Annotated in this window: 24 protein-coding genes; 10 read left to right on the forward strand and 14 right to left on the reverse strand. The window is 68.7% G+C overall.

Annotated elements, in window-relative coordinates:
* Position 1 precedes the first annotated feature (1 nt).
* A complete protein-coding gene (locus ACZ5ZX_RS39255) occupies positions 2-1369 on the forward strand; it encodes a dicarboxylate/amino acid:cation symporter (RefSeq protein WP_465507067.1) in 1368 nt (455 codons plus the stop codon).
* A gap of 120 nt (positions 1370-1489) precedes the next feature.
* Here the strand turns inward: ACZ5ZX_RS39255 and ACZ5ZX_RS39260 are convergent, their stop codons facing one another.
* Positions 1490-2173 (reverse strand): hypothetical protein, encoded by a 684-nt coding sequence (locus ACZ5ZX_RS39260; RefSeq protein WP_465507110.1) that lies wholly within the window; start codon positions 2171-2173, stop codon positions 1490-1492.
* Positions 2174-2256: 83 nt separating this feature from the next.
* Between ACZ5ZX_RS39260 and ACZ5ZX_RS39265 the strand changes: the two genes are divergently transcribed.
* The 5 genes from ACZ5ZX_RS39265 to ACZ5ZX_RS39285 all read left to right on the forward strand — a co-directional run bounded on the left by ACZ5ZX_RS39265 (position 2257) and on the right by ACZ5ZX_RS39285 (position 5998).
* Positions 2257-2541 carry an SAV_915 family protein gene (locus tag ACZ5ZX_RS39265; RefSeq protein WP_465507068.1) on the forward strand — a complete coding sequence of 95 codons (285 nt, stop codon included), beginning with the start codon at positions 2257-2259 and terminating at the stop codon, positions 2539-2541.
* A gap of 152 nt (positions 2542-2693) precedes the next feature.
* Positions 2694-4484 carry an acetyl/propionyl/methylcrotonyl-CoA carboxylase subunit alpha gene (locus tag ACZ5ZX_RS39270; protein ID WP_465507069.1) on the forward strand — a complete coding sequence of 597 codons (1791 nt, stop codon included), beginning with the start codon at positions 2694-2696 and terminating at the stop codon, positions 4482-4484.
* A gap of 46 nt (positions 4485-4530) precedes the next feature.
* Positions 4531-5019 carry a DUF1707 SHOCT-like domain-containing protein gene (locus ACZ5ZX_RS39275; RefSeq protein ID WP_465507070.1) on the forward strand — a complete coding sequence of 163 codons (489 nt, stop codon included), beginning with the start codon at positions 4531-4533 and terminating at the stop codon, positions 5017-5019.
* Positions 5020-5060: 41 nt separating this feature from the next.
* Complete coding sequence (locus tag ACZ5ZX_RS39280; RefSeq protein WP_465507111.1) at positions 5061-5435, forward strand: DUF1707 SHOCT-like domain-containing protein; 375 nt, start codon at positions 5061-5063, stop codon at positions 5433-5435.
* 32 nt (positions 5436-5467) lie between these two features.
* On the forward strand, positions 5468-5998 hold the full coding sequence (locus ACZ5ZX_RS39285) for a GNAT family N-acetyltransferase (RefSeq protein ID WP_465507071.1): 531 nt from the start codon (positions 5468-5470) through the stop codon (positions 5996-5998).
* 37 nt (positions 5999-6035) lie between these two features.
* On the opposite strand, the gene ACZ5ZX_RS39290 is transcribed toward ACZ5ZX_RS39285, so the two are convergent.
* The gene (locus ACZ5ZX_RS39290; RefSeq protein ID WP_465507072.1) at positions 6036-7499 is read right to left on the reverse strand and encodes a benzaldehyde dehydrogenase; all 1464 of its coding nucleotides are present in this window, start codon (positions 7497-7499) and stop codon (positions 6036-6038) included.
* A 99-nt stretch (positions 7500-7598) separates the two neighbouring features.
* A complete protein-coding gene (locus tag ACZ5ZX_RS39295; RefSeq protein ID WP_465507073.1) occupies positions 7599-9338 on the reverse strand; it encodes a glycerol-3-phosphate dehydrogenase/oxidase in 1740 nt (579 codons plus the stop codon).
* Between the two features lie 235 nt (positions 9339-9573).
* Between ACZ5ZX_RS39295 and ACZ5ZX_RS39300 the strand changes: the two genes are divergently transcribed.
* Positions 9574-10329 (forward strand): MIP/aquaporin family protein, encoded by a 756-nt coding sequence (locus ACZ5ZX_RS39300; RefSeq protein WP_465507112.1) that lies wholly within the window; start codon positions 9574-9576, stop codon positions 10327-10329.
* 13 nt (positions 10330-10342) lie between these two features.
* Complete coding sequence (gene glpK, locus ACZ5ZX_RS39305) at positions 10343-11857, forward strand: glycerol kinase GlpK (RefSeq protein ID WP_465507074.1); 1515 nt, start codon at positions 10343-10345, stop codon at positions 11855-11857.
* A gap of 62 nt (positions 11858-11919) precedes the next feature.
* On the opposite strand, the gene ACZ5ZX_RS39310 is transcribed toward glpK, so the two are convergent.
* From ACZ5ZX_RS39310 to ACZ5ZX_RS39330, 5 genes are all read right to left on the reverse strand, one after another.
* Positions 11920-12558 (reverse strand): hypothetical protein, encoded by a 639-nt coding sequence (locus ACZ5ZX_RS39310; RefSeq protein ID WP_465507075.1) that lies wholly within the window; start codon positions 12556-12558, stop codon positions 11920-11922.
* A gap of 234 nt (positions 12559-12792) precedes the next feature.
* Entirely contained in the window at positions 12793-13344 is a 552-nt protein-coding gene (locus tag ACZ5ZX_RS39315) for a hypothetical protein (protein WP_465507076.1), read from the reverse strand.
* Between the two features lie 5 nt (positions 13345-13349).
* Complete coding sequence (locus tag ACZ5ZX_RS39320; RefSeq protein WP_465507077.1) at positions 13350-14015, reverse strand: class F sortase; 666 nt, start codon at positions 14013-14015, stop codon at positions 13350-13352.
* Positions 14016-14418: 403 nt separating this feature from the next.
* On the reverse strand, positions 14419-14865 hold the full coding sequence (locus tag ACZ5ZX_RS39325; RefSeq protein WP_465507113.1) for a hypothetical protein: 447 nt from the start codon (positions 14863-14865) through the stop codon (positions 14419-14421).
* Positions 14866-14972: 107 nt separating this feature from the next.
* On the reverse strand, positions 14973-16376 hold the full coding sequence (locus tag ACZ5ZX_RS39330) for an NAD(P)H-quinone dehydrogenase (RefSeq protein WP_465507078.1): 1404 nt from the start codon (positions 16374-16376) through the stop codon (positions 14973-14975).
* A 127-nt stretch (positions 16377-16503) separates the two neighbouring features.
* Between ACZ5ZX_RS39330 and ACZ5ZX_RS39335 the strand changes: the two genes are divergently transcribed.
* Complete coding sequence (locus tag ACZ5ZX_RS39335; RefSeq protein WP_208616241.1) at positions 16504-16956, forward strand: gamma-glutamylcyclotransferase; 453 nt, start codon at positions 16504-16506, stop codon at positions 16954-16956.
* Positions 16957-17018: 62 nt separating this feature from the next.
* Here ACZ5ZX_RS39335 and ACZ5ZX_RS39340 read toward each other — a convergent pair whose 3' ends face one another.
* The 6 genes from ACZ5ZX_RS39340 to ACZ5ZX_RS39365 form a co-directional block, all read right to left on the reverse strand.
* Complete coding sequence (locus ACZ5ZX_RS39340; protein ID WP_465507079.1) at positions 17019-17912, reverse strand: endonuclease domain-containing protein; 894 nt, start codon at positions 17910-17912, stop codon at positions 17019-17021.
* A 178-nt stretch (positions 17913-18090) separates the two neighbouring features.
* Positions 18091-19401, reverse strand: a complete 1311-nt coding sequence (locus tag ACZ5ZX_RS39345; protein ID WP_465507080.1) for an amidohydrolase — start codon at positions 19399-19401, stop codon at positions 18091-18093.
* A gap of 239 nt (positions 19402-19640) precedes the next feature.
* Positions 19641-19940: a hypothetical protein gene (locus ACZ5ZX_RS39350; RefSeq protein ID WP_465507081.1), complete on the reverse strand. Its 300-nt coding sequence runs from the start codon at positions 19938-19940 to the stop codon at positions 19641-19643.
* A 57-nt stretch (positions 19941-19997) separates the two neighbouring features.
* Positions 19998-20996 carry a methylmalonyl Co-A mutase-associated GTPase MeaB gene (gene meaB, locus ACZ5ZX_RS39355; RefSeq protein ID WP_465507082.1) on the reverse strand — a complete coding sequence of 333 codons (999 nt, stop codon included), beginning with the start codon at positions 20994-20996 and terminating at the stop codon, positions 19998-20000.
* Positions 20997-20999: 3 nt separating this feature from the next.
* Positions 21000-23168 carry a methylmalonyl-CoA mutase gene (gene scpA, locus ACZ5ZX_RS39360; RefSeq protein WP_465507083.1) on the reverse strand — a complete coding sequence of 723 codons (2169 nt, stop codon included), beginning with the start codon at positions 23166-23168 and terminating at the stop codon, positions 21000-21002.
* Positions 23168-25039: a methylmalonyl-CoA mutase family protein gene (locus ACZ5ZX_RS39365; protein WP_465507084.1), complete on the reverse strand. Its 1872-nt coding sequence runs from the start codon at positions 25037-25039 to the stop codon at positions 23168-23170. The genes scpA and ACZ5ZX_RS39365 overlap by 1 nt, the downstream gene beginning before the upstream one ends.
* Positions 25040-25168: 129 nt before the next feature.
* Between ACZ5ZX_RS39365 and ACZ5ZX_RS39370 the strand changes: the two genes are divergently transcribed.
* Positions 25169-26959, forward strand: coding sequence for a serine/threonine-protein kinase (locus ACZ5ZX_RS39370; protein ID WP_465507085.1), 1791 nt, complete (start codon positions 25169-25171; stop codon positions 26957-26959).
* Positions 26960-26968 lie beyond the last annotated feature (9 nt).

The following is a 26968-nucleotide window of genomic DNA, read 5'->3' on the forward strand; positions in this document are numbered from 1 at the left end:
CGTGTCTTTCATTCGGACCTACACCAGGCCAAGGGTCTTCGCGGCGGCTGTCCTCGGGTCGCTCGTCGTGGGTGCCCTGCTCGGCATCCTCGCCAGGACGACCGAGGCGAGCTGGCTGACCGAACTGCTCGACCAGATCGGCACGATCTTCACGACGCTGCTGCAGATCGCGGTGATCCCGCTGGTCTTCACGGCGATCGTGGTCGGCATCAACAGCCTGCGCGGCCTCGGCGGCGGCAGGAAGGCCGCCCGGCTGGGTGGCAAGACCGTGCTGTGGTTCGCGATCACCTCGTTCATCGCGTCGCTGATCGGCATCGCCGTCGCGAAGCTGTTCAACCCGGGCAGCGGCGGCCTCGGCGAGGGCGTCGCCGCGACCGCGAAGAACGCGGACAAGGCGACCAAGAGCGTCGACCACTGGGGCTCCTGGAGCGCCTTCATCGACGGACTGCTGCCGAAGAACTTCTTCACCGCCTTCACCGAGGGTGAGACGCTTCAGGTGCTGTTCCTCGCCGTGCTGATCGGTGCCGCCGCCTACAGCCTCGGCGACAAGGCCAAGCCGTTCGTCGACTTCACCACCAGCGTCTTCGAGATCATCCAGCGCTACCTCGGCTGGATCGTCCGGCTGGCCCCGATCGGCATCATCGGCCTGATCGGCGCGGCCGTGTCGAACTACGGTGACGCGCTGTTCCGGCCGCTGCTCAGCACCACGATCGCGGTGTACGTCGGCTGCCTCCTGGTGCTGTTCGTGGTCTACCCGATTCTTCTCCAGTTCGTGGCGAAGGTCAGCCCGCTGAAGTTCTTCGCCAAGGCGGGCACGGCGATCCAGTTCGCGTTCGCTTCGCAGTCTTCGGCCGCGACGCTGCCCCTGACCCGGCAGTCCGCCGTCAACCTGGGCGTCCAGCCCGCGTACGCCGCCTTCGCGACTCCGCTGGGCAGCGCGACGAAGATGGACGGCTGCGCCGCGGTGTTCCCGGCGATCGGCGCGATCTTCATCGCGAACCTGTCCGGCGTTTCGCTGAACATCTGGCAGTACGTCGGCATCGTCGTGGTCGCCGTGCTCGGCGCGCTGGCCACCGCGGGCACCACCGGCTGGCTGACCGCGCTGACCCTGACCACGGCGTTCATCGGCCTCGACGCGCAGCAGGTCGCGCTCGGGATCGCGCTGATCTACTCGGTCAACCCGATCATGGACATGATGCGGACCGCGACCAACGTCGCCGGCCAGATCGTCGTGCCGGTCGTCGTCGCTCGCAGCGAAGGCCTGCTGGACGACGACGTGCTCAACTCGGTGACCGACCCTTCGCCCACTTCCAACGGCGAAGCCGCTACGCAGGACAAGAAGCCCGTCGCGGCGGGTGCTACTTCCTGACCCTGTACTGCGTGTGAAGGCCCCCTTCCCTCGGCTGAGGTTTTGAGTGACCAGTCGAGGGAAGGGGGCCTTCACGCGCTTCCGAATCGCCAGGCGATAGCAAAGGTCCCTTGCTCTCCCTCAGGGGCAGGCGCGCAGGTCGGCGCGGGTGAGCCGGACGTCCGGCCAGCCCCTCAGCTCCGAAGGCGCGGTGTACCGGCGCGTGCAGCCCACCGAGCCGCGGGCGACGTCGTAGACCTCCGCGAGCACCGGCGCCGCCTGGCAGCGGGCCGACCCGGACTGCGCGCCGGGGCACTCGTGCCGCACGACGATGACGTCCGCGATCCCGTCGGCGGTCACGTCGTTCAGCGCGATCGTCCCGGCGTCGGAGAAATACGGCTTCCCGGTGTCCCGCCAGATCCCCCCGCGCGCGACGAACAACTCACCCGCCGAACCGCCGCTGGCGTCACCGCGCACCAGACAGACCTGCGTCGCGCCGTCGACGCAGCGCAGAGAATCGCCCTTGAGGGTGACCCCCATGTCGTTGACCATCAGCGGGAACACCGTGTCCGAGCCGATCCGGACCACGCCCTGTTTGCCCGCTTCGTCGGCCAGGAGCACGACGGGCATCCCGCCGACGGTCATCGCGCCGAGCTCCCGGCAGGCCGACTGGCCGCAGTTGACAGCGGGCACGGCTGAGCCGCTGTCGGGCACCGATGGCCCGCCTGGCGCGTCCGCGGGCACCGGCGGGTCCGGGCGGAGCAGGACCACGGCCACGATGACCCCGGCCGTCACCACGGCCGCCAGCAGCGCGGTGAACAGCACGGATCGCGGTGTCCGCGCTTCCTGAGTCCGCATATCCGAGAGCGTAAGTGATCTCGCGCAGAGTGCACGTCTATGTTGTTCCCGTGACGAACCCCGGATTGCCCAACGCCCTGTTCCTCCCCACGGCGAAAAAGCCGAAGGACTTCACGCGTGCGGAGATCGAGCTCCGCGAGACCAAGGACGGCCGGATGGCGCTGATCGCCTTCAGCACGGTCCAGCGTCTGGTCGAGTGCTGCGGCCCGCATCAGCCGTGGGCGCTGGTCAAGGCCGAGCACCTCGGCCGGGTCTACCAGGCCCAGCCGTACGACCTGATCGTGCTCGATTCGGACCTCCCGGAAGAACTGCGGCACCGCGAGGCGCTGGTGTAAGGCCTGTTAGAAGAACTGAAGAAGCAAGCCGCGCTGGTATAAAACAAAGGTCACTGGGTGGCCTTGCTCTCACTAATCGGGGCGGGATTCTCTTCTAAACTGCTGCCGAGCCGCATCGGGGCGGCCCGACGTGCGAACGCAGGAGGTACGGCGTGACCGAGCAGGCCGGCACAGGTGGTCCGGTGACCAAGATCCTGATCGCGAACCGCGGGGAGATCGCGGTACGGGTGATCAGGGCGGCGAAGGACGCCGGGCTGACCAGCGTGGCCGTCTACGCCGATCCGGACCGTGACGCACCCCATGTCCGTCTCGCCGACGAGGCCTTCGCCCTCGGCGGCACCACCGCAGCGGAGAGTTACCTCGTCTTCGACAAGCTGCTCGACGCCGCCAAGCGGTCGGGCGCGGACTCGGTCCACCCCGGCTACGGGTTCCTTTCCGAGAACGCGGACTTCGCGCAGGCGGTGATCGACGCCGGACTGACCTGGATCGGGCCGAGCCCGCAGGCCATCCGCGACCTCGGCGACAAGGTCACCGCGCGGCATATCGCGCTGCGCGCCGGAGCGCCGCTCGTGCCCGGTACGAAGGACCCCGTCGCGAACGCCGACGAGATCATCGCCTTCGCCGACGAGCACGGCCTGCCGGTCGCGATCAAGGCGGCGTTCGGCGGCGGCGGCCGCGGTCTCAAGGTCGCCCGTACCCGCGAGGAGATCCCGGAGCTGTTCGAATCCGCGACGCGTGAGGCGATCTCCGCCTTCGGCCGCGGCGAATGCTTCGTCGAGCGCTACCTGGACAAGCCGCGCCACGTCGAGGCCCAGGTCCTCGCGGATCAGCACGGCAACGCCATCGTCGTCGGCACCCGCGACTGCTCGCTGCAGCGGCGGCACCAGAAGCTGGTCGAGGAGGCGCCCGCGCCGTACCTGACCGACGAGCAGCGCAAGCGCATCCACGAATCCGCGAAGGCGATCTGCAAGGAAGCCGGCTACTACGGCGCCGGGACCGTCGAGTACCTCGTCGCCGTCGACGGCACGATCTCGTTCCTCGAGGTCAACACGCGGCTGCAGGTCGAACACCCGGTCTCCGAGGAGACCACGGGCCTCGACCTCGTGCGTGAGATGTTCCGCATCGCGCGCGGCGAGAAGCTGCGCATCACCGAGGACCCGGAACCGCGCGGTCACTCGATCGAATTCCGCATCAACGGTGAAGACGCCGGCCGCGGCTTCCTCCCCGCGCCGGGCACGGTGACGAAGTTCGTCGCGCCGAGCGGGCCGGGAGTCCGGGTCGACTCGGGTGTCGAGTCCGGCAGTGTCATCGGCGGCCAGTTCGACTCGATGCTCGCGAAGCTGATCGTCACCGGTTCGGACCGGCAAAACGCGCTCGAGCGCAGCCGCCGGGCGCTGGCCGAGATGGTCGCCGACGGGATGGCGACGGTGCTGCCGTTCCACCGCGTGATCGTGAACGACCCGGCCTTCATCGGTGACGAGAACGGGTTCAGCGTGCACACCCGCTGGATCGAGACCGAGTTCGAGAACACGATCGAACCGTTCGTCGCTCCCGAAGCCGCCGGAGCCGAGGAAGAGCAGCCACGCCAGAACGTCGTCGTCGAGGTCGGCGGCCGTCGTCTCGAGGTGTCGCTTCCCGGCGGGTTCTCCCTCGACGCCGGTGGTGGCGGCACGGCCGTCAAGGCCAAGCCGCGCAAGCGTGCGGGCGGCACCAAGGCCGCGGTGAGCGGCGACGCGGTCACCGCGCCGATGCAGGGCACCATCGTCAAGGTCGCCGTCGAAGAAGGCCAGCGGGTCGAGGCGGGCGAGCTGGTCGTCGTGCTCGAAGCGATGAAGATGGAAAACCCCGTCACCGCGCACAAAGCGGGCACCGTGACCGGTCTTTCGGTCGAGGTCGGCGCGGCGGTCACCCAGGGAACCCAGCTGTTCGAGCTGAAAGACTGACGAATGTCGTGGTCGGCGGCGCCTCGCTCGGCCTACCATCGAAAGGGTGAACGAGGCGTCGTCACCGCAAATGCGGATCAGTGATCAGGATCGTGAGTCCGCGCTGGCCGCGCTCGGCGACCACCTGACCGTCGGCCGGATCGACATCGACGAATTCGGTGATCGATCGGCGAAGGTCACCGCGGCCAAGACGCGCGGCGAGTTGTCCGAGGTCTTCCTCGACCTGCCAGAACCGCATCCGGTCTTCGACAAACCCCATGCGGTGGTGAGCGAGCCGGAAAAACCGGCGTCGACGTGGGCGGGTATCTCCCCGATGCAACGCGTCATGGGCGCGCTCATGCCGATCCTCTTCATCGCCACCATCGCGCTCATCGTCACCACCGACCTCACCTGGTGGTTCATCCTCGTCCCGATCGGGATCAGCGCCGTCGGCGAGGGCATCTGGGGCAAGGGCTGGGACAACACCCACAAGAAGCTCGCGAAACAACACCGCCGCGACCTACGGCACGGGCGTCACGGGGAACTCGAGAGCTGAAGCGCCCGTAGACTCGGGACGTGAATGCCGAGAGACCGGACATGCGGCTGAGCGACGCCGAACGCCAAGACGCGCTCGACGCGTTGGAAGAACATGTCCGCACCGGCAGACTCGACCTCGACGAGTTCGGCACCCGGTCGGCGAAGGTCAGCGCCGCGCGGATGGTGAGCGACCTCGAACCGCTGTTCACGGACCTGCCCTCGCCGAGACCCAGCGCACTGCTCCCGCTGGCCCCCATGCCCGGCGTCGCGCAGGCGTCCGCGAAGAACGAGGTCCAGCCGTCGAAATGGCTGACGGCCAGCGCCGTGCCGATCGCCGCCGCGGTCGCGATCGCCCTGTTCTTCTTCACCCGAGGGACGTTCCTGGTGTTCCTGCTCCCGCTGGCGGTCGCGCTGATCATGAGCCGCCGCCGCTGAAGCGGCGCCGTCGTTCCGGTTACCCTCGAAGGGTGGAACCGGTGGAGATCAACGCGGGCGAGTACTACCTGCGGCAGCTGCGGGCGGACAAGGCCCTCGACGACCGTCCGGCGCTGGTCGCGGCCTTCGCCGACCCGACACACCGCAAGTACGTCCTGAACTACCGCTTGCGCGACCTCGACGAGGCGACCGAGTACGTCGCGCTGCGCGTGGCGCAATGGGCCGGGGACGAACGCTGCTCCTGGGCGGTGGCCGAGCCGACGACCGGGGAGCTGCTGGGCGAGGTCGGCCTGCGGGATCTCGATCTCGACCTCGGTTACGCGGAGGCGTCGGTCTGGGTGCGTGCCGCGTCCCGGGGCAAGGGCGTGGCGAGCACGGCGCTCAACGCGGCCCTGCGCTTCGGTTTCGGCGGACTCGGCCTGCGCGAAGTCAGCTACCGCTACGAAGAGACGAACGAGGTTTCGGCCTCGGTCGCCCGGAAATGCGGGTTCACCCTGGTCGGCCCCGAACCGGCCCCGGCCCCGACCGGGGAACGCCTCATCCGCTGGCACCGCACCGCCTGACGAGTCGCGTTTAGCGGGCTAAACGCGACGCGGCCGGTCAGAAGGGGTAGGTGGGTGGCGGGTTCCGGACGGTGACCCAGCGCGTCTCGGTGAAGGCCTCGATATTCGCCGCCGCCCCACCGAAACGGCTTCCGGTGCCCGACGCGGCGACGCCACCGAAGGGGCTGTTCGCCTCATCGCTGACGGTCTGGTCGTTGATGTGCACGATCCCGGTCGGGACGCGGTCGGCCAGCTCCAGTCCTTTGAGGACATCGCGCGTGACGATGCCCAGCGAAAGCCCGTATTCGCTCGCCGTGGCGAGCCGGACGGCCTCCTCCGCGTCGGAAAACCGCACGACCGGCGCGACCGGGCCGAAGATCTCCTCGGCGACCGCGGGCGCCGTCGGCGGCACGTCGGCGAGCACCGTCGCGGCGTAGAAGAGCCGGTCGTACTCGCCACCGGCGGCGATCCGCGCACCGGCCGAGACGCTGGAGGTGACCAGATCGTGGATCTTGTCCCGCTGCCCGGCGTCGATGATCGGCCCGAGCGCGACCTCGTCCCGAGCCGGATCGCCGACCCGCAACGCGGCCGCTTTCGCCGCGAGCCGCTCGACGAAATCGTCGTACAACCGCTCGTGCACCAGGTGCCGCCCGGTGGTCATGCAGATCTGACCCTGATGGAAGAAGGAACCGAACGCGGCGACTCCGGCGGCTTCGTCCACATCCGCGTCGTCGAGCACGATGAGTGCGGAGTTACCGCCCAGCTCCAGATGTGCCCGCTTCAGATGCTTTCCGGCGAGTTCGCCGACCTTGCGACCGGCGCCGGTCGATCCGGTGAACGAGATGACCCGGACCGCCGGATGCGTCACCAGCGTTTCGCCGACGTCCGCGCCGCCCGGCAGCATCTGCAGCACACCCGGCGGCAGGCCCGCTTCCTCGAAGATCCGCGCGAGGACCACGCCACCGGTGACGGCGGTGCGCGGATCCGGCTTCAGGATGACGGCGTTGCCCAGCGCGAGCGCCGGAGCGACCGAGCGGATGCCGAGGATGATCGGCATGTTGAACGGCGAGATCACCGCGACGACACCGGCGGGGACGCGGCGCGCCATCGACAGCCGCGGCTCTTCACTCGGCAGGAGTTCGCCGTACGGGCGGCCGGGCAGCGCCGCCGCTTCGTAGCACTCCTGCTCCGCGACGTGCAGCGAAAAGCCCGCGACTCCCGGCACGGCGCCGACTTCGCGGACGTTCCACCAGCGGATCTCGTCGGCGTACTCGGACCACAGCCGAGCGGCTTCACGCAGGACGGCGGCACGCTGGACGTGCGGTGTCGCCGCCCAGGCCCGCTGCGCCTCGGCCGCGGTCTCCGCCGCTTTCGCGGCGTCCTCGGCCGAGGCGATCCCCACGCTTCCCAGCACCGCTCCGGTCGCGGGCTCCGTGACGTCACGGGTGCCACCGGATCCGGGCACCCAGGAACCTGCGGCGAAGATCCGGTCCGTCCACGTCGACGAGTCGAGAAACACCACGAGGGCCGCCTTCCGTATCGGGGACGGCCGACGCTATGGCAAATTCACCGGATCAGGCAATGATCCTTGCGCGCTCGGCACACCACTCGGCAGGAAGGATCAACTCACCGGTTCGATGATCCCCGAGCGCGCTTCCGGCGCGGCCGAACGCAACGCGTCCGCGGCCTCGTCGCTCGGCTGTGACTGGGACTCCCGTTCCGCGTCGACCCGTGCCTTGTAGACCTCGACCTCACGCTTCTCCTGGTCCTTCGACCAGCCGAGCACCTCACCCACCAGCGTGGCGACCTGCGCGGCGCAGTCGACGCCGCGGTGCGCGTACTCGATCGAGATCCGCGTACGGCGCGCCAGGACGTCTTCCAGGTGAAGTGCGCCCTCGTGGCTGGCCGCGTAGACGACCTCGACACCGAGGTAGTCCGGCGCGTGCTCCAGCGGCTTCAGCAGTTCCGGCCGTCCTTCGCCGAGCGCGAGGACTTCGTGCACCATCGAGCCGTACCGGTCCAGCAGGTGACGGACGCGGTACGGGTGCAGCCCGTGCTCGCTCGCCAGATGGTCGGCCTGGTTCACCAGCGCGTGGTAGCCGTCGGCGCCCAGCAGCGGCACCTTGTCCGTGATGGACGACTGCGGCCTGCCCGGAAGGTCGACGGCCGCGGCGTCGACGGCGTCGGCCGCCATCACCCGGTAGGTCGTGTACTTCCCGCCGGCGATCGCGACCAGTCCCGGTGCGACCCTGGCGACCGCGTGCTCACGCGAAAGCTTCGACGTCTCTTCGCTTTCCCCGGCCAGCAACGGCCGGAGTCCCGCGTAGACACCTTCGATGTCGTCGTGCGTCAGCGGGGTCGCGAGGACGGTGTTGACGTGTTCGAGGAGGTAGTCGATGTCGTGTTTCGTCGCGGCCGGATGCGCGAGATCGAGGTTCCAGTCCGTGTCGGTGGTGCCGACGATCCAGTGGTTGCGCCACGGGATGACGAACAGGACGGACTTCTCGGTGCGCAGGATCATGCCCGATTCCGAGACGATCCGGTCGCGCGGGACGACGATGTGCACGCCCTTGCTCGCCCGAACGCGGAACCGGCCGCGGCCGCCGGAAAGGCGCTGGAGTTCGTCGGTCCAGACGCCGGTGCAGTTGACCACCGCGGAGGCGTGGATCTCGGTCTCGCGGCCGTCCTCGACGTCGCGGACGCGGACACCGGAGATACGGTCGGCCTCGCGGAGGAAACCGACCACCTGGGTGGAGGTGCGCACCACGGCGCCGTAGTGCGCGGCGGTGCGGGCGACGGTCATCGTATGCCGCGCGTCGTCGGATTGCGCGTCGTAGTAACGGATCCCGCCGATCAACGCGGACCGCTTCAGCGCGGGCACCATCCGCAGCGCGCCCGCGCGGCTCAGGTGTTTCTGGCCGGGGACCGACCGCGCGCCGCCCATCGTGTCGTACATCAGCAGACCGGCCGCGGTGTACGGACGTTCCCAGATCCGGTGGGTCAGCGGGTACAGGAAGCTCACCGGCTTCACCAGATGCGGCGCGATGGTCGTCAACATCAGCTCGCGCTCACGAAGAGCTTCGCGGACCAAGCCGAATTCCAGCTGTTCGAGGTACCGGAGCCCGCCGTGGAAGAGTTTGCTCGACCGGCTCGACGTCCCCGAAGCGAGATCGCGCGCTTCGACGAGGGCGACCCGCAAACCGCGCGTGGCGGCGTCGAGCGCCGTGCCCGCACCGACCACGCCGCCGCCGATGACGACGAGGTCGAACTTGTCCTCACCCAGTCGCTGCCAAGACTCTTCCCGCTTGAGCGGTCCCAGCCGGGCGGGGCTGTTTTCGGCTTCGCGCTGAGAGCTTGCCACGTGACATTCCTCCTTGTGCCGCTGTGGCTCCAGCATCGCACGATCGGCCGCGACCGGTCCGTTATGCGGGTGACACGTGTGGCGTAACCCTCGTCGATCTTGGAAGGATTGGTTCCCACAACGCCTGGAAGGAACAAATACGCGACGGTAACGTGCCACGGACGTGGGTCGGCAAGGGCGCCGTAGCACACCGTGTTCGACCCTGCGCGGAATGTCCAAAGTGGAGGTCAAAGCGGTGAGTGTGGGAGCCATATTCGTCTGGGAGCTGCTGGGAACGGCGGTCCTGATCCTGTTGGGTAACGGCGTGGTCGCCAACCACGTGTTGCGGAAGAACAACGGCCACAACGGTGGCGTCGTGATGATCACCCTCGGGTGGGCGTTCGCGGTCTTCACCGGCGCCAGCATCGCCGCGCCGAGCGGCGCGCACCTCAACCCCGCGGTGACACTGGGGCTCGCCATCGCGGACAAGACGAAATGGGCGGACGTCCCGATCTACTTCGCCGGCCAGATGGTCGGCGCGATCCTCGGCGCCGTGCTCTGCTGGGCGACCTACAAACTGCAGTTCGACGACCACCCGCAACGCGACGAGACACTCGGGATCTTCTCGACCGCGCCGCAGATCCCGAACAGGGCCTGGAACCTCGTCACCGAGATCATCGGCACCTTCGTGCTGGTGGCGTGGATCCTGCTCAGCCCGGTCTACGCCAACGCCACGGGCGAGAACGGGACGCCGAGTTTCGGCAACTCCGCGCTCGGCTACGCGGGTGTAGCGTTCGTCGTGCTGGTCATCGGCCAGTCCCTCGGTGGCCCGACCGGTTACGCCATCAACCCGGCCCGAGACCTCGGCCCTCGCATCGCGTACGCGTTCCTGCTGCCCATCAAGAACAAGGCCAACCCGAACTGGGGTTACTCCTGGGTCCCGGTCGTCGGCCCGCTGGTCGGCGGCGCACTGGCCGCCCTGCTTTTCCTCGCCGTCCACAACCTGACCTGAGACTGGAGCTTCGATGACTTCGTACGTAGCCGCGATCGACCAGGGCACCACGTCGACCCGCTGCATGATCTTCGACCACTCCGGCCGGGTCGTGGCCGTCGACCAGCGGGAGCACGAGCAGATCTTCCCGAAGGCGGGCTGGGTCGAGCACAACGCCGAGGAGATCTGGGAGAACACCCGCGCGGTCGCGGCGGGCGCGCTCGCCAAGGGGGACCTGGTCGCGAGCGACATCGTCGCGGTCGGTATCACCAACCAGCGCGAGACCACACTGGTCTGGGACCGCACCACCGGCAAGCCGGTGTACAACGCGATCGTGTGGCAGGACACCCGCACCGACAAGATCGTCAACGACCTGGGCGCGCTCGGTGGCGGGCAGGAGCGCTACCGCGAAAAGGTGGGCCTGCCGCTGGCGACCTACTTCTCCGGACCGAAGATCAAGTGGATCCTCGACAACGTTGACGGTGCCCGTGAGAAGGCCGAAGCGGGTGACCTGGTCTTCGGCAACATGGACACCTGGGTGCTGTGGAACATGACCGGCGGGGTCGACGGCGGTGTGCACGTCACCGATCCGACGAACGCGTCGCGGACCATGCTGATGGACCTCGACACCCTGACCTGGGACGCCGGGATCGCCGAGGAGATGACGATCCCGCTGTCGATGCTCCCGGAGATCCGGTCGTCCTCGGAGACCTACGGCAAGGTCCGCGAGAAGGGCGCGCTGGCCGGTGTCCCGATCGCGGGCATCCTTGGCGACCAGCAGGCCGCGACGTTCGGGCAGGCGTGCCTTTCGCCGGGTGAAGCGAAGAACACCTACGGCACCGGCAACTTCATGTTGCTCAACACCGGTACCGAGAAGGTCATGTCGAACAACGGGCTGCTCACCACGGTCTGTTACAAGATCGGCTCGAACGACACGGTGTACGCGCTCGAAGGGTCGATCGCGGTCACCGGTTCCCTCGTGCAGTGGCTGCGGGACAACCTCGGCCTGATCAGCTCGGCGGCCGAGGTCGAGGAGCACGCCCGCACCGTCGAGGACAACGGTGGCGCGTACTTCGTCCCGGCGTTCTCCGGCCTCTTCGCGCCGTACTGGCGCTCGGACGCCCGCGGCGCGATCGTCGGCTTGACCCGGTACGTCAACAAGGGCCACATCTCGCGGGCGGTCCTGGAAGCGACGGCGTTCCAGTCGCGCGAGGTCATCGACGCGATGAACGCCGACTCCGGTGTCCCGCTGAAGTCGCTGAAGGTCGACGGCGGCATGGTCGTCAACGAACTGCTCATGCAGTTCCAGGCCGACATCCTCGGCGTGCCCGTGATCCGCCCGGTGGTCAACGAGACCACCGCGCTCGGCGCGGCCTACGCGGCCGGTCTCGCGGTCGGCTTCTGGAAGAGCGAAGACGACATCCGCAACAACTGGGCGCAGGACAAGCAGTGGGACCCGTCGATGGACGAGGCCCGCCGCGAAACCGAGTACCGCAACTGGAAGAAGGCCGTCACCAAGACCTTCGACTGGGTCGAGGGCGAGGACTGATCCCGAATACATGAAGGCCCCCTTGCTTGCGTCTGGCGCAAGCAAGGGGGCCTTCATGTACTTCAGCCGAGTGCGCCGCCACCGGTCTGCGGAGCGCCCTTCGGCGTGACCTTCACCTGCGGCTGCTTGCCCGGCGAGGACGGCGGCGTCCCGCACGACTTCGTCAACGCCGCCGGGACGACGGCGCGTGCGCTGGAGGAAGGCGCGCTGCTGGGCGGTTCACTGCTGGGCGGTTCACTGCTGGGTGGTTCGCTTGAGCTCGACGGGGGCTTGCTGCTCGATGGCGGCTTGCTGCTCGACGGGGGCGCCGTGGGCGACGTCGTCGTCGGCAGGCAGACGACCTCGAACTCGACGGTCGCCGTCCCGCTGGCCGCCGGAAGGTTCGGCCCACCGTCGCAGTGGAAGCTCGCCTTGAACCTGCCGAGATTCGAGCCCGCCTTGCCGTGCCCGATGTACGGCGCCTGATCGCCCGAGCCAGGCTGGACTTCGAGCGTGACCGGACTCGCCAGCCCCGGCGACGTCACCGCGGTACGGGTGCCGTAGCAGCTCGCCGTGAAGTCGAGAGCCTGCCCCGGCGCGACCTTCGCCGAGCTGACCCACAGTTTCGGCGGTGGCGCTGTCGCGGCCGCCTGCGGCGCGATGAGCACCCCCGCCGTCATCGCGAGCAGACCCGCGCCCGCGACGATCGTCTTCATTCCCATGATCTTCTCTCCCTCAGTGCGTGCCCTCGCATCAGGAACACCATCGGGAACGGGAATCGGTTGCCTTGGCAGGGAAAAAGAATTGCGAGTTCCTGGGCACCCGCTCGCGAACGAAGGGTCGCGAAAGCACTTTCACAACATTGACGGTTGTGAAAGTGGCTTTCCCTGCACCGCGTACCACGATGAAAAAGGATCAATGTGTCGTGAACAGCGAGCGCCGGCGTGACTCCCGAATCAGTGGGTCGTGCCCCCGCCACCGGTTTGCGGAGCCCCCACCGGAATCTTCGAAACCTGCCGCCCCGACGCCGGCTTCACCGCCGGGCCCGGTTTCTCAGGAGCCGGAGCCGGACCCGAAGTCAGAGTCGGTTTCGGCGGCTTGTTCGACGAAGTCGGCTTCGCCACGATTTGGAGATTCGCCGTCATCGTGGTCGTCTTGCAGACCGCCGTGATCGCGTAGAAGCCCGGCCTCGCTTTGTCGCTGATCCGCGCGACGGCGCCCTGGATCACCGGATCCGGGTTCGTGACCTCGAATTTCCCGATGTGGTCCAGCACCATCGATTTCACCTCGCCCAGTTCGCCGACCGGGCAGCCGACCGAGACCAGGATGTCCTCCGCCGCCATCGCCTGCCGCGGGGAGAGGCCGAGGAACGGGTACGGATCCGCCTTCGGGCTCGCGGTCGTGGTGGGCGAAGGGCTCGTCTGGACCTCGTCCTGCGCGTACGCGACGGCCGGGACGGCCAGTGCCACTCCGCACGCCACCACCAGGGCGGACCGGTACCTGATCATGGAACTCACCTCGCGATCAGCCGAGCGAAAACGATGATGTTGTCGAGATAGTTGTGCGACGCCTTGTCGAAGACCCCGCCACAGGTGATGAGCCGCAGTTCCGGCGCGGTGGTGTCGCCGTAGACCGCGTCGGTGGGGAACTTGTCCTTCGCCACCCGCTCGACCTTCGTGACCGCGAACTCGGCCGTCGTGCCGTCCTTGCGCGCGACCGAGACCTTGTCGCCGGGCGCGAGCTCCTTCAACCGGAAGAAGATGCCCTTCTGCTTGTTCCCGTCGACATGCCCGAGGATCACCGAAGGCCCGACCTCCCCCGGGGTCGGCCCGTTCCGGTACCAGCCCGCCTGCATCGGCTGGGTCACCGGCGGCACCTCGACGGTGTTGTCCGCGTTGAGCCCGAGCGGGATCAGACTGGACTTCGCCTCGATCTTCGGCACGTCGATCGAGACCGGGTCGGCCTTCGGCATCCCCTCGGCGGCGGCCTCTCCCCCGGCCTCCGTGCCGGGTCCGGCACTCGGCTCCGCCGCCGACGTCTCCCCCGTGACCTGCGGCGCGGCGGCCTGTCCGGTCTCCCCCGGACCGGACAGGACGAAGGCCAGCGTCGCCAAGACCGCCAGCAGGACGACGGCGAGCGCCAGCGGCGCCCGCCGTCCCCGTAACCAAGTCGACTTCACGTTCGTCCCCACGTCTGCCAGACGCGGCGCACGACCGGACGGTTGCCCGCCCAGGTCACGAAAGGATCGCGATCGGGTGGCTTCGCACGTGGCCGGCGGCGTGTCCTGCCCGCAGCCCTGCTGGTCTGCGCCACTCCCCAGACGACGGCCGACGTGAGGGGTGTGAAGTCGCCGGTACCTGCGGGGTTCGAGCGGGGAAGATTCCGGACGTTGAACGTCCGGAATCTTCCCCACTCGACCGCACCGGCAATCCGCACAAAGCTCCACACCGATGGGTGAACAAAGACGAGTCCCTCAAGGAGTCCTTCACGGCCCGGCCGCTACGGACACCCACCGCAGGTACCTAAAACACCCTTCGCCAGAACGTCACTCACCACTCACGACCCCCTTCAAAGAAGAGGAATCAGGAGGCCATGCTGCCGTCACCCGCGCGAGCCCCGCCGGAAGGTACCGCGTTCACCTGCCGGGGAGGAACGGAAAACGTTGCCGTATAAGACTTCCCATTGCAGTTGACGGTCAGCGGGTAGGTGCCGGGCGCCGTGCCCGCCTTGAGTTCGACCTCGGCACTGACGTTCGCCGGGACCCCGATGAGCGGGCCGTAGTCGTACTTCCCGATGGTCAGAACAGGCGAAGAGAAGGTCGTCGACTTCGGCGCCTTCAGGCCCTCGCCGGGACACTGCGCCAGCGCCACGTTGGAATCACCGTGGACGTATTTGTTGACGAGTCCGAGTTCGTAGGCCGTGTCGTCGTTGAGCTGCACCGTGACACCGGAACCGGGCTGGGGGTCGGGCTGCGGCTGCTGCGCGAGGCCGGTCGCCGGACCTGCCAGCACCGCCGCGCCGATCACCATCACTCCGAAAAGCACCCTGCGAACCACGAAAACCCCTAGCTGTCAACGAAACTCTGACACGCGCTAGACGCGGGCACCCCCGACGGGGTTGCTTCCCCCGGCGAAGATCAGTCCAAGTCGTCGTGGCGCATGAGCTGGCGGCCCGCCTCGGTGATCGACCCCGAGAGCGACGGGTACACCGAAAATGTCAGTGCCAGGTGTTCCACTGTGAGCTGGTTCTGGACGGCGAGCGCGATGGGAAGGATGAGTTCGCTCGCCGTCGGCGCCACGACCACCCCACCGACGACCACGCCGGTGGCGGGGCGGCAGAACAGCTTCACGAAACCGCGTCGCAGACCTTCCATCTTCGCGCGGGCGTTCGTCGCGAGCGGGAGCATGATGGTGCGGGCGGGCACCTCGCCCGAGTCGATCGCCTGCTGGCTGATGCCGACGGTCGCGATCTCGGGGTGGGTGAACACGTTGGCGGCGACGGTCTTGAGCTTGATCGGCGCGACACCTTCGCCGAGCGCGTGCCACATCGCGATACGGCCCTGCATGCTGGCCACCGAGGCGAGCATCAGCACACCGGTGCAGTCGCCGGCGGCGTAGATGCCGGGCGCGCTGGTGCGGGAAACGCGGTCGACCCCGATGAACCCGCCGGGGCCCGGCTCGATGCCGACCTTCTCCAGGCCGATGTCGGCGGTGTTGGGCACGGAACCGACGGTCATCAGCGCGTGGCTGGCTTCGATCACGCGGCCGTCGGCGAGGTGGATCTCGACGCCCTTTTCGGTGCGCTCGACCTTGTCGGCGCGCGCGTGCTTGACGACCGTGGTGCCGCGCTGCGAGAAGACCTCTTCGAGTACGGCGGCGGCGTCGGCGTCCTCGTGCGGGAGCACGCGGTCACGGCTGGACACGACGGTGACCTTGACGCCCATCTCGGTGTAGGCCGAGGCGAACTCGGCACCGGTGACACCCGAACCGATGACGGCCAGGTGCTCGGGCAGCTCGCGGAGGTCGTAGAGCTGACGCCAGTCGAGGATGCGCTCGCCGTCCGGCACCGCACCGGGCAGCACACGCGGGGTGGCGCCGGTCGAGATGAGGACGACGTCGGCGTCGAGCACCTCGACGGAGCCGTCGGGGGCGGTGACGGCGACCTTGTGGGTGGCGAGGCCGGTCTCTTCGTCGTCGAAACGGCCCTGGCCGATGACGACGCGGACACCCTCACGCTGCACCCGGGCGCGGATGTCGGCGGACTGCGCGAGCGCGAGTCCCTTGACGCGGCCGTGGACGGTCGGCAGGTCGACACTCGTGTCGGCCATGTCGGTGTTGATCCCGAGTTCGCGAAGGTCGTGCATGTTCGCGAGAGCCCCGGAGGAGGCGATGAAAGTCTTCGACGGGACACAGTCGTAGAGCACGCACGCGCCGCCGAGACCGTCGCGTTCGACGATCGTGACGTCGGCTCCGTGCTGAGCCGCGACCAGTGCCGCTTCGTAACCGGCGGGGCCTCCGCCCATGATCACGATCTTGGTCACTGGTCTCCTCCTCTTAGCGGTGTCTGTGACTGCGTTTACCGTACGCGGGCGACCGCTGGGCGGATTGAGTGGCCGGACACGGCATGTGCGTCCAGCCGGGTGACCGCCGGGTCGCTAGGCTGTGGGCGTGCCGTTGTATGCCGCGTATGGATCCAATATGGAGCCCGCCCAGATGTTGGAGCGCGCTCCTCACTCGCCCATGGCCGGCACCGGCTGGCTGGAGGGCTGGAGACTGACCTTCGGCGGCGAGGACATCGGCTGGGAAGGCGCGCTGGCGACCATCGTCGAAGACCCCGGTTCCCGGGTCTTCGTGGTGCTGTACGACGTCACCCCGCTGGACGAGGACGGCCTCGACCGCTGGGAAGGCGGCGAGCTCGGCGTGCACACCAAGATCCGGCTGCGGGTACAGACCATGGACGGGTCCGTCCTGCCGTGGCTGTACGTCCTGGACGCCTACGAAGGCGGCCTCCCCTCGGCCCGCTACCTCGGCGTTCTCGCCGACGCCGCCGAAGCCGCGGGCGCCCCGGCGGACTACGTCGAAGCGCTCCGGACCCGCCCTTGCCGGGGCATCACCGGCTGACCGGCGAGTTCTCCGCCTGATCACGCGAGCTCTCCGCTCAATCACGCGTGACGTCCACCCGATCACGCGACTGCGCGCCTTTCGAACGCCCTGGCCAGCTCGGCCAAGACACGTTGGGGATCACGCAGGTCCGCCGCCGACGCCCGGATCGTGATCCACCCCCGTCCAGCCATCCGTGCGTCTCGCTCGGAGTCATAGTCGTGGCGCCCCTCGTGAGATGCGAAGCCGTCGTACTCCAGCGCGATCCGCCTCGACGGCCACGCCATGTCGAGTACGTACAGCTTGCGACCCTCGATCGTGGTGATCTCGTACTGCACTTCCGGTATGGGGAATCCTGCCTCGACGACGATCAGCCGAAGGATGCTTTCCGGCGGGGATTCCGCCTTGCCGGTAGCCAGGTCGAGCAGCAGGAGAGCCCTGTGGATACCTCGCCGGTCGCGGCGGTCCATGATTCGGTCCCGGACGTTCTCACGCAGGGCCCGGACATGGTCTGGCGCAAGCCCGTGCATCGCCTCGTCCAACGCGGCGAACGCGGTTCGCTTGTCACCGTCGCAGAGAAAATCGGCCAGCGCCAGATCCAAGGAGAACGTCGCGAGCCCGTCGAGTTCGACGATGTCCGAAGGCTGGAAATCGGCGTGGTGGATGACCAAACCTGGCTTCGGCTTGTTCCGTCGCGAGGAGGGCACCGTCACGTGGATGCTCGTGTCGTCCACAGCCGATATCCCATGTAGCGCAAGGGATGTAGCTCCTGACAAAGCAGCAGGTTGCTCAACCACGAGCAGCGCGGCCTGCGCCCGCGTGGTCAATTTGAGCGAATCGGCGGCATGGATGACGACTCCCCGCCACGGCTGTGCGAGGACACCCGTGGCCAGTCCTTCGAGGACCATCCGGCGTCCCAGCACCCTGTCGGCCTCACTACGCGAGACCGCCCCATGTCGTCCTCCCCAGTCGATCATGACCTCGAGAGTCGCCGGTTCCGGCGCCCCTGGAAAGCCCCTTTCCACAACCTGTGGATAACTCCATGGGTTGTGGAAAACCCTGTGGACAGGTGTTCGACACCGGAAGTGGCGAACACCTGTGACCAGGCGGAGATCACGCGTGATCAGACGGAGAACACGCGTGATGGGGTGGAGGTCAGGCCAGGGTGGCCAGCGCGGTGTGGACCAGCGTGCGGACACCGCACAGGAGGGCACGCTCGTCGAGGGTGAAGGTCGGGCGGTGGATGTCGGCCATCGGGCCTTCACCGGGCCACACACCGAGCCGCGCGAAGGCGCCCTGGACGTGCTCCAGGTACCACCCGAAGTCCTCGCCACCGGACGACTGCTGCGTCTCGGCCACGGCGCTCTCGCCCAGCGCGGCTTCGACACCGGCACGCATCAGCGCGGTCGATTCCGCGTCGGAGACGACCGGCGGGACGCCGCGGCGGTAGTCGAGCGAGAAGCCGACACCGGTCGGCGCGAGCAGCGACTCCACCGAAGCCGCGACGAGCGGCTCCAGCATCGTCCAGACCTCGTGGTCCGCCGTCCGGAGCGTGCCGCGGAGCACCCCGTCCTGCGGGACGGCGTTCGCGGCCTGTCCGGCGTGCACCGCGCCCCAGACCAGCACGGTCCCGGAACGCGGGTCGACGCGCCGCGACAGCACCGCGGGCAGCGACGTGATCACCGTGCCGAGCGCGTGCACCAGGTCGGCGGTCAGATGCGGCCGCGAGGTGTGGCCGCCCGGCGAGGTGAGCCGCAGTTCGATGATGTCCGCGGCCGACGTCAGCGCGCCCTCGCGCAAGCCGACCTTGCCGACCTCGAGCCGCGGGTCGACGTGCAGCCCGTAGATCCGCTCGACGCCTTCCAACGCGCCCGCGGCGATCATGTCCAGCGCACCGCCGGGCATGACCTCCTCGGCGGGCTGGAAGATCAGCCGGATCCGGCCGGGCAGTTCCGGCGCGCCCGCCAGCGCCCGCGCCGCGCCGAGCAGGATCGCGGTGTGGGCGTCGTGCCCGCACATATGCGCGGCGCCGTCGGTCTTGGAGGCGTACGGGAGCCCGGTGGCCTCGGTCAGCGGCAGGGCGTCCATGTCGGCGCGCAGCGCGACACAACGGCCACCACCGGCGTCTTCGCTCCCGATGTCACAGACGACACCGGTGCCGCCGGGGAGGACCCAGGGCTTGAGCCCGACCGAGCGGAGCAGTGACATGACCATTTCGGTCGTGGCGAACTCGTGCCGGGAGAGCTCCGGGTGCGCGTGGATGTGCCGGCGCCACGCGAGGACGTCGGTGGCGTTCGCGCGGAGCCAGTCGTCGAGCCAGAAGGGGCCACGGCCGGCACCCAGATCATGCACAGGTGCCATGCTGACGCCGGTTTCGGAGATGAGCGCGGTGGGCGCCTCTATAGGGGCAACGACGCGACCCTCGGGGTCGCCTGGAATGTCCGGACGTGAATCGAGCACCGTCACGCCGCACCTCCTCCCGCAACACAGTTGCCTTCGTCTACCACCGTACGAGTGGTCACTGAAGACACGCTGGGTGCCGATCGATCTGTGATTCGCATTTGCGGTAGATCGTGCACCATGCAGATGACAAGCCGCTCGTCGAGTGATCGAGCCCTAGACGGCCGGTAGTGGATCTGCGTTGAACGGCTACGAGGAGTTCAGCCCGGACTAAGCGGAGAGCTCTACTACTTACCGGTAGCGGTTCAGGACTTCTTCTTCTTGGAGCGGGTACGGCGACCGAGGATCACGAGCCCGAGCAGCACCGCCGCGACGATGCCCGCGATGACCTTGTTCTTGGTCTCCTGGCTGTTGGCCTTGTCGGTCTCGGCGGGGTCGAGCACCGGTCCCGGCTGCGTCTGCGACGGCACCACGTGCACCGCCGCTGCCTGCGTGATCACCGACGACGTGGCCGGGAGCGGCGCGGCCTGCGCGGCCGGGGCGCAGACGACCAGCCCGGCGGCGATCAGCCCGGCCAGCTGTCCGAGACGAGACCTTTTCGGCATGACTCCCTTTCGTCGACAGAGCGCGAATCCGATTCTGCACTCTGCCGCGTTCCCGCGTCAGCCGCCACGCGGAGGACCGGAAAACGCCGCCAAGATCCGCTGGGCGGCCAGTGTCGGGGTCAGTTCACCGGCCCGGACCGCCCGTTCGACGTCCGGAACGACCGCTCGCACGTCCGGATGCGCGGCGAGGTTTCCGAGCAGCTGTTCCCGGACCATGGACCAGGTCCACTCCACCTGTTGCCGCCGTCGCCGTTCGTCCAGTTCGCCGGACGCGAGCAGAACGTCACGGTGACGGCCGATCGCGGCCCACACCTCGTCCAGGCCGACGTCGGTGAGCGCGCTGCACGTCAGCACCGGCGGGGTCCACTCGGCGTCGCGTCCGTAGATCATCCGCAGGGCCCCGGAGAGTTCGCGGGCCGCGCGCTTCGCTTCTCGTTCGTGGTCGCCGTCGGCCTTGTTGACCGCGATGACGTCGGCCAGTTCGAGGACACCCTTCTTGATGCCCTGCAACTGGTCGCCGGTCCTGGCCAGCGTCAGGAACAGGAAGCAGTCGACCATGTTCGCCACGGTCACCTCGGACTGCCCGACGCCGACGGTCTCGACCAGCACGATGTCGTATCCGGCCGCTTCCATCAGCACGATCGTTTCGCGGGTCGCCCGCGCAACACCGCCAAGAGTCCCCGAGGTCGGCGAAGGACGGATGAACGCCTTCGGGTCCACCGCGAGCCGCGCCATCCTGGTCTTGTCGCCGAGGATCGAACCGCCGGTCCGCGTCGAGGACGGGTCGACGGCCAGAACGGCCACCTGGTGCCCGGCCTCGGTCAGATCCGTGCCGAGCTGGTCGATGAAGGTCGACTTGCCGACACCGGGCACGCCGGTGATGCCGACGCGTCGCGCGCCGCCCGCGTGCGGGAGCAGCTCGACGAGCAGCTCCTGTGCCTGCGCCCGGTGGTCCTCGCGGTTCGACTCGACCAGCGTGATCGCCCGCGAGAGCAAGCCCCTGTCACCCGCGAGGACACCCTTCGCCAGTGCCTCGACGTCGATCTTGCGCGGCAAGACTCAGGACTCCTGAGCGGTCAGCTGCCCGATGAGGTCGATCGCCGCCTCGGCGATGACCGTGCCGGGCCCGAAGATCGCCGCCGCGCCCGCCGCGCGCAGTTCCTCGTAGTCCTGCGGCGGGATGACGCCGCCGACCACGACGATGATGTCCTCGCGGCCCTGTTCGGCGAGTTCGGCGCGCAGCGCGGGGACCAGCGAAAGGTGCCCGGCCGCCAGCGACGAAACGCCGATCACGTGCACGTCGGCCTCGATCGCCTGCCGCGCGACCTCGCCGGGGGTGGAGAACAGCGGGCCGACGTCGACGTCGAAACCGATGTCGGCGAAGCCGGTCGCGATCACCTTCTGGCCGCGGTCATGGCCGTCCTGGCCCATCTTCGCGACCAGGATCCGGGGGCGGCGGCCCTCCTCCTGGGCGAAACTCTCGACCAGCTCACGCGCCTGCTCGACGTTCTCGGCCTTGCCGACCTCCTCGCGGTACACACCGGAGATGGTACGAATCTGGCCGGAGTGGCGCCCCCAGATCTTCTCCAGCGCGTCGGAGATCTCCCCGACGGTGGCCTTCGCCCTGGCGGCGTCGATGGCCAGCGCGAGCAGGTTGCCGTCGGCCTGCGCACCGGCCGTGAGCCGTCGCAGCGCATCCTGCGTCGCGTCCTCGTCCCGCTCTTCGCGCAGCCGCCGCAGTTTCTCCAGCTGCTGCGCGCGCACGCCGGCGTTGTCGACCTTGAGCACGTCGATCTGCTCGTCGTCGGTGACCTGGTACTTGTTGACCCCGATCACCGGCTGGCGGCCGGAGTCGATCCGCGCCTGGGTCCGCGCGGCGGCCTCCTCGATGCGCAGCTTCGGGATGCCCGCGTCGATCGCCTTGGCCATGCCGCCCGCCTGCTCGACCTCGGTGATGTGCCCCCACGCCTTGCGGGCGAGGTCGTAGGTCAGCTTCTCGACGAACGCGCTGCCGCCCCACGGGTCGATCACGCGCGTGGTGCCGGATTCCTGCTGCAGCAGCAGCTGCGTGTTGCGCGCGATGCGGGCGGAGAAGTCCGTCGGCAGCGCGAGCGCCTCGTCGAGAGCGTTGGTGTGCAACGACTGCGTATGGCCCTGGGTCGCCGCCATCGCCTCGACACAGGTGCGGACGACGTTGTTGTAGACGTCCTGCGCGGTCAGCGACCAGCCCGAGGTCTGCGAATGCGTCCGCAGGCTCAACGACTTGGAACTCTTGGGCTCGAAACCCTTCACCAGCTTCGCCCACAGGAGTCGTGCCGCGCGGAGTTTCGCGACCTCCATGAAGAAGTTCATGCCGATCGCCCAGAAGAAGGACAGGCGTGGCGCGAACTTGTCGACGTCCAGCCCTGCCTCGACCCCGGCGCGGATGTACTCGACGCCGTCCGCGAGCGTGTACGCCAGCTCCAGATCGGCGGTCGCCCCGGCCTCCTGCATGTGGTAGCCGGAGATGGAGATCGAGTTGTACTTCGGCATGTTCCGCGAGGTGAACGAGAAGATGTCCGAAATGATCCGCATCGACGGCTGCGGCGGGTAGATGTAGGTGTTGCGGACCATGAACTCCTTGAGGATGTCGTTCTGGATGGTCCCGGCCAGCTTGTCCGGCGTGACACCCTGTTCCTCGGCCGCGACGACGTAGAGCGCGAGCACCGGCAGGACGGCGCCGTTCATGGTCATCGAGACGCTCATCCTGTCGAGCGGGATGCCGTCGAAGAGCTGGCGCATGTCGTAGATCGAGTCGATCGCGACGCCCGCCATGCCGACGTCACCGGCGACGCGAGGGTGGTCCGAGTCGTAGCCGCGGTGCGTCGCGAGGTCGAAGGCGACCGAAAGGCCCTTCTGCCCGGCGGCGAGGTTGCGGCGGTAGAAGGCGTTCGATTCCTCGGCGGTGGAGAAACCCGCGTACTGGCGGATGGTCCACGGCTGGTTGACGTACATCGTCGGATACGGGCCGCGCAGGTACGGCGCGATACCCGGATACGTCCCGAGGAAGTCCACTCCGGACAGATCGTCGGCGGTGTAGACCGGTTTGACGCCGATGCCCTCCGGCGTCTCCCAGGTGAGCGCGTCGGGTCCCTTGCCGGTGGCGGCATGCAGGGCTTCGGTCCACTGAGGACGGTCCGCCGGGTCGGGCGATCCCAGCTCGATTCCGGAGAAGTTCGGGATGGTCATCACTGCACTCCGAGCTCGTTCAACGTGCCGGTCAGGATTTCCAAGGCGTCGCAGCCCGTGTAGAGGTAGCCCGTGACGTCCGGGTGGTCGCCGGGCTTCCCGGCGAGAAGCACTGTCGTGGCTCCTGCTTCCTTCAACGCCTTCGCGACGCTGTCGGCTTCTTCCGCGTAGGAGGTGTTGCTTCCGCAGAGGCAGGCGACCTTCGTCCCACTGGCGCGGAATTCCGCGACGACGTCCTCGGGGGCGCCGGGGTTGACGGCTTCGATCCCGCCCGCCTGGAAGAGATTCGCCGCGAAACTCGCCCGCGCGGTGTGCGCCGCGACCGGGCCGAGGGTGGCGAGGAAGACGCGGGGACGGCTGGGATGCGCGTCCGCCCGGTCCCGCAGGGCTTCGAAGGCCTCGGCGTACCGGTGCCGCGGCAGGCCGCCGTCCGGGAGGGCTTCGACCGGGTCGCGAACGACCGCTTTTTCGGTCAGGTTGGGGAATTCGCTCACGCCGGTGATCGGATCGCGCCGCGTCGCGAGCCGCTTCGACCGCTTCTCCCAGGTCTCCGCGAGCCGTCCCGCGAGCGCGCCCGAGGTCAGTTCGGCCTCGATCCCGCCCGCCGCTTCGATGGCGGTGAACTCGCGCCAGGCGGCCTTGGCCAGTTCGTCGGTGAGGTTCTCGACGTACCAGGAGCCACCGGCCGGGTCGATGACCCCGGCGAGTTTGGACTCCTCCAGCAGGACGGCGTGCGTGTTGCGCGCGATCCGCGCGGAGAACGCGTCCGGCTGGCCGATCGCGGCGTCGAACGGGAGCACGGTGATCGCGTCCGCGCCGCCGACCCCGGCGCCGAAGCAGGCGACCGTCGTGCGCAGCATGTTCACCCACGGATCGCGCTGGGTCAGCATCGCGGGCGAGGTGACCGCGTGCTGCCGCATACCGGAAGCCTTGCCGCCGGAGACCTCGGTGACCCTGGCCCACAAGCGCCGCGCGGCGCGGAACTTGGCGATCGTGAGGAACTGGTCGGCCGTGGCGGCGAGCCGGAATTCGAGCTGTCCGGCCGCGGTGTCGACGTCCAGGCCCGCTTCGGTGAGCGCGCGCAGATAAGCGACACCCGCCGCGATGGCCGCGCCGAGTTCCTGCGCGTCCGAGCCGCCCGCTTCGTGGAACGGCAGGCCGTCGGCCACGATCGTCCGCACCTTCGGGTGACTCTTCGCGACCCGGGCCGCCAGCTGGGCGGCGGGAGCGAGCGGATGCGCCGAACCGGTGCGCGCGGTCAGCCCGATCGGGTCTGCGCCGAGGGTCGCGGTGACCGCGCTCGCCGGGATCTCGCGTTCGGCGAAGATCTCGAACAACGCGGTGGCCGCGGCTTCGCACTCTTCGCCCGCGTCGAGGGTGACAGGCGCGAGGTCGACGTAGACCTCGTTCAGCGCGTCGGCCAGCTCGGTCACGGGCACCCCGCCCGCGCCCGCGCGCAACCAGATCGAGCTGACGCCGCCTTCGAGGTCGGCGAGGATGGCGGTGTTCGTGACCTTGGCGTCACGGCGGGCGTAGCGGGCGCGGATGTCCCACCCCGTCGTCACCGAACCTTCGGGGCGGGCGCTTCGCACGAACGGCGGAAGGCCGGGGAAGCCGGTCCCCTCGACCGTGTCCTCGGCGGTGTAAAGCGGCTGGATCTCCAGGCCGTCATACGTCCGGGTGACGAGCTTGCTTTCGGGCAGCCCGTCGAACGCCTCGTCGATCGCGCCGCTTTTGCGCAGCACCCCGGCGACGAGCTCCCGCCACTGCTCCCGGCTCGCTTCCGGGAACTCCGCCGCGAGCACCAGGTCGTCGGGCTCAGCGGGCTCAGCTGGGGTCGGCACTGACTCCGTTCCGGCCACTTCCGTCATAACCCACGATGCTAACGGCCCCTAACAGCCCCTACCTGTGACGCTAGTCGCGCCAAGGGGTGGCCCCGTTCACTCCGACAGGGCACGGCGCATAAGCCCGCCACGGGGGCATACGACACAATTGGGGCCGTGCCGTCCGACCCCACCGAGTCCAGCGAGAGCCCCGGCGAAGAGAAGCGTGTCGTCGCCGGGCGATATCGGTTGCGCTCGGTCATCGGATCGGGGTCGATGGGCACCGTCTGGTCGGCCTACGACGAGTTCCTGCACCGCCCGGTCGCGGTCAAGGAAGTGCGGCTACCGCCCGGCGTCCCGGCTTCGCAGGCCGACGAACTGCGTGAGCGGACCCTGCGCGAGGCCCGCGCGATCGCCGTCCTGAGTCACCCGAACGTGATCATCCTGCACGACGTCGCGCGCGAGAACGACGAACCGTTCGTGGTCATGGAACTGCTGCCGTCACGCAGCCTCGCGCATATCCTGCGCGACCACGGGCCGCTGACGGTCGAGCAGGCGGCGGCGGTCGGCATCGCGGTGGCTTCCGCGCTCGAAGCCGCGCACGCCGCCGGGATCACCCACCGTGACGTCAAACCGGGGAACGTCCTGGTCGCAGGCGACGGCCGCATCAAGCTCACCGACTTCGGGATCGCCCGCAACGTCTCCGAAGCCACCATGACCCGCACCGGGATGATGCTGGGCTCCCCCGCCTACATCGCGCCCGAGGTCGCCTCCGGCGGCGCGGTCGTCCCCGCCGCCGACCTGTGGGGTCTCGGCGCGACGCTGTTCGCCGCCGTCGAGGGCTCGCCGCCCTACGACGCCGACGGCGACCCGCTCGAAACCGTCGGGAAGGTCGTCAACGGGAAGGTGCCGAAGCCCGGCCCCGGTCCGCTGTCCGACGTCATCGGCGCGCTCATGAAGAAGGAGCCGTCGAAGCGGATCACGCTGCGCGAGGTGCGGCGCCGCCTGTACCCGTTGCAGGCCAAGACACTGATCGACCTCTTCCCGTCCGAGCTGTTCCACACGCCCGACGGCAAGAAGACCACCGCGCATCTGGACGCGACCGACACCCAGGTGATCAAGACAGTCACGCCCGAGAAGCCGTCGGAGGGCACGAGTTCCGAACTCGCCGCCGACCCCGGGCCACTGCCGTTCCTGCGCCCGTCCGAGCCCGCCGCGGAACCCCGCTTTTCGGAACCACCTGCCGAACTGGCGCCGATGCCGACGGTCACGCCGGCGGTGCCGCGTCCGCCCGGCCGGTCGACGGCGGTCACGGTGGTGCTGGCGCTCGCGTCGATCGTCGTGTTCCTCCTGGCGGCGGCCGGTGGGTTCGTCCTGGCCAGGGCCGTCGGCGGAGAGGATCTGCGGCCGCCTGCCGCGCTGGAACAGGGCGACACGATCGTTCCCCAGCCGCCACCGAAGCTGATCACGCAGCAGGGTGACGCCAGCATCGTGAACGGCCTCAAAGGGGGCCGGTTCACCATCGGCGTGCCGGAGGGCTGGAAGAAGTTCGTCGCACCGCACGTCACCAAGGGTTTGGCGAGCACGGTGGTCCAGTACGTCTCACCCGACGGCCGTCAGGTCATCCGGGTCGAGCGGCTCGGCGGTTTCCTGTCCGAGACCCCGCCGCCCGCCTACTTCAGCTGGCTGAAGTCGCAGCATCCGGAACTCTCGCTCGTCGGTGAACCCGGCACCGTGCCCGGCCGGGGGACGGAGAGCATGCGGTACGTCTACCGGACGACCGAACGCTCCGCCGGCGCGACCAGGGACGCCACGAACGACACCATCAGGCGCACGACGTTCATGGATCTGTTCGGCGCGGGCACGGACCTGTGGATCGTGTCGGTGACCGCGCCGATCGAGCAGGAGTCGTCGGCGAAGACGGCGATCTTCGAGCCGGTCGCGCAGTCACTTACCGTCGACGGCTAGGTCCTTCCG

Source organism: Amycolatopsis sp. NPDC033938, assembly GCF_055575975.1.

Bases quoted from the DNA above. Each gene is read 5' to 3' on its own strand.
- ACZ5ZX_RS39280 (WP_465507111.1), top strand. From the start codon at position 5,061: ATGCGGCTGAGCGACGCCGAACGCCAAGACGCGCTCGACGCGTTGGAA.
- glpK (WP_465507074.1), top strand. From the start codon at position 10,343: ATGACTTCGTACGTAGCCGCGATCGACCAGGGCACCACGTCGACCCGC.
- ACZ5ZX_RS39310 (WP_465507075.1), bottom strand. From the start codon at position 12,558: ATGGGAATGAAGACGATCGTCGCGGGCGCGGGTCTGCTCGCGATGACG.
- ACZ5ZX_RS39315 (WP_465507076.1), bottom strand. From the start codon at position 13,344: ATGATCAGGTACCGGTCCGCCCTGGTGGTGGCGTGCGGAGTGGCACTG.
- ACZ5ZX_RS39325 (WP_465507113.1), bottom strand. From the start codon at position 14,865: ATGGTGATCGGCGCGGCGGTGCTGGCAGGTCCGGCGACCGGCCTCGCG.
- ACZ5ZX_RS39340 (WP_465507079.1), bottom strand. From the start codon at position 17,912: ATGATCGACTGGGGAGGACGACATGGGGCGGTCTCGCGTAGTGAGGCC.
- ACZ5ZX_RS39350 (WP_465507081.1), bottom strand. From the start codon at position 19,940: ATGCCGAAAAGGTCTCGTCTCGGACAGCTGGCCGGGCTGATCGCCGCC.
- scpA (WP_465507083.1), bottom strand. From the start codon at position 23,168: ATGACCATCCCGAACTTCTCCGGAATCGAGCTGGGATCGCCCGACCCG.
- ACZ5ZX_RS39365 (WP_465507084.1), bottom strand. From the start codon at position 25,039: ATGACGGAAGTGGCCGGAACGGAGTCAGTGCCGACCCCAGCTGAGCCC.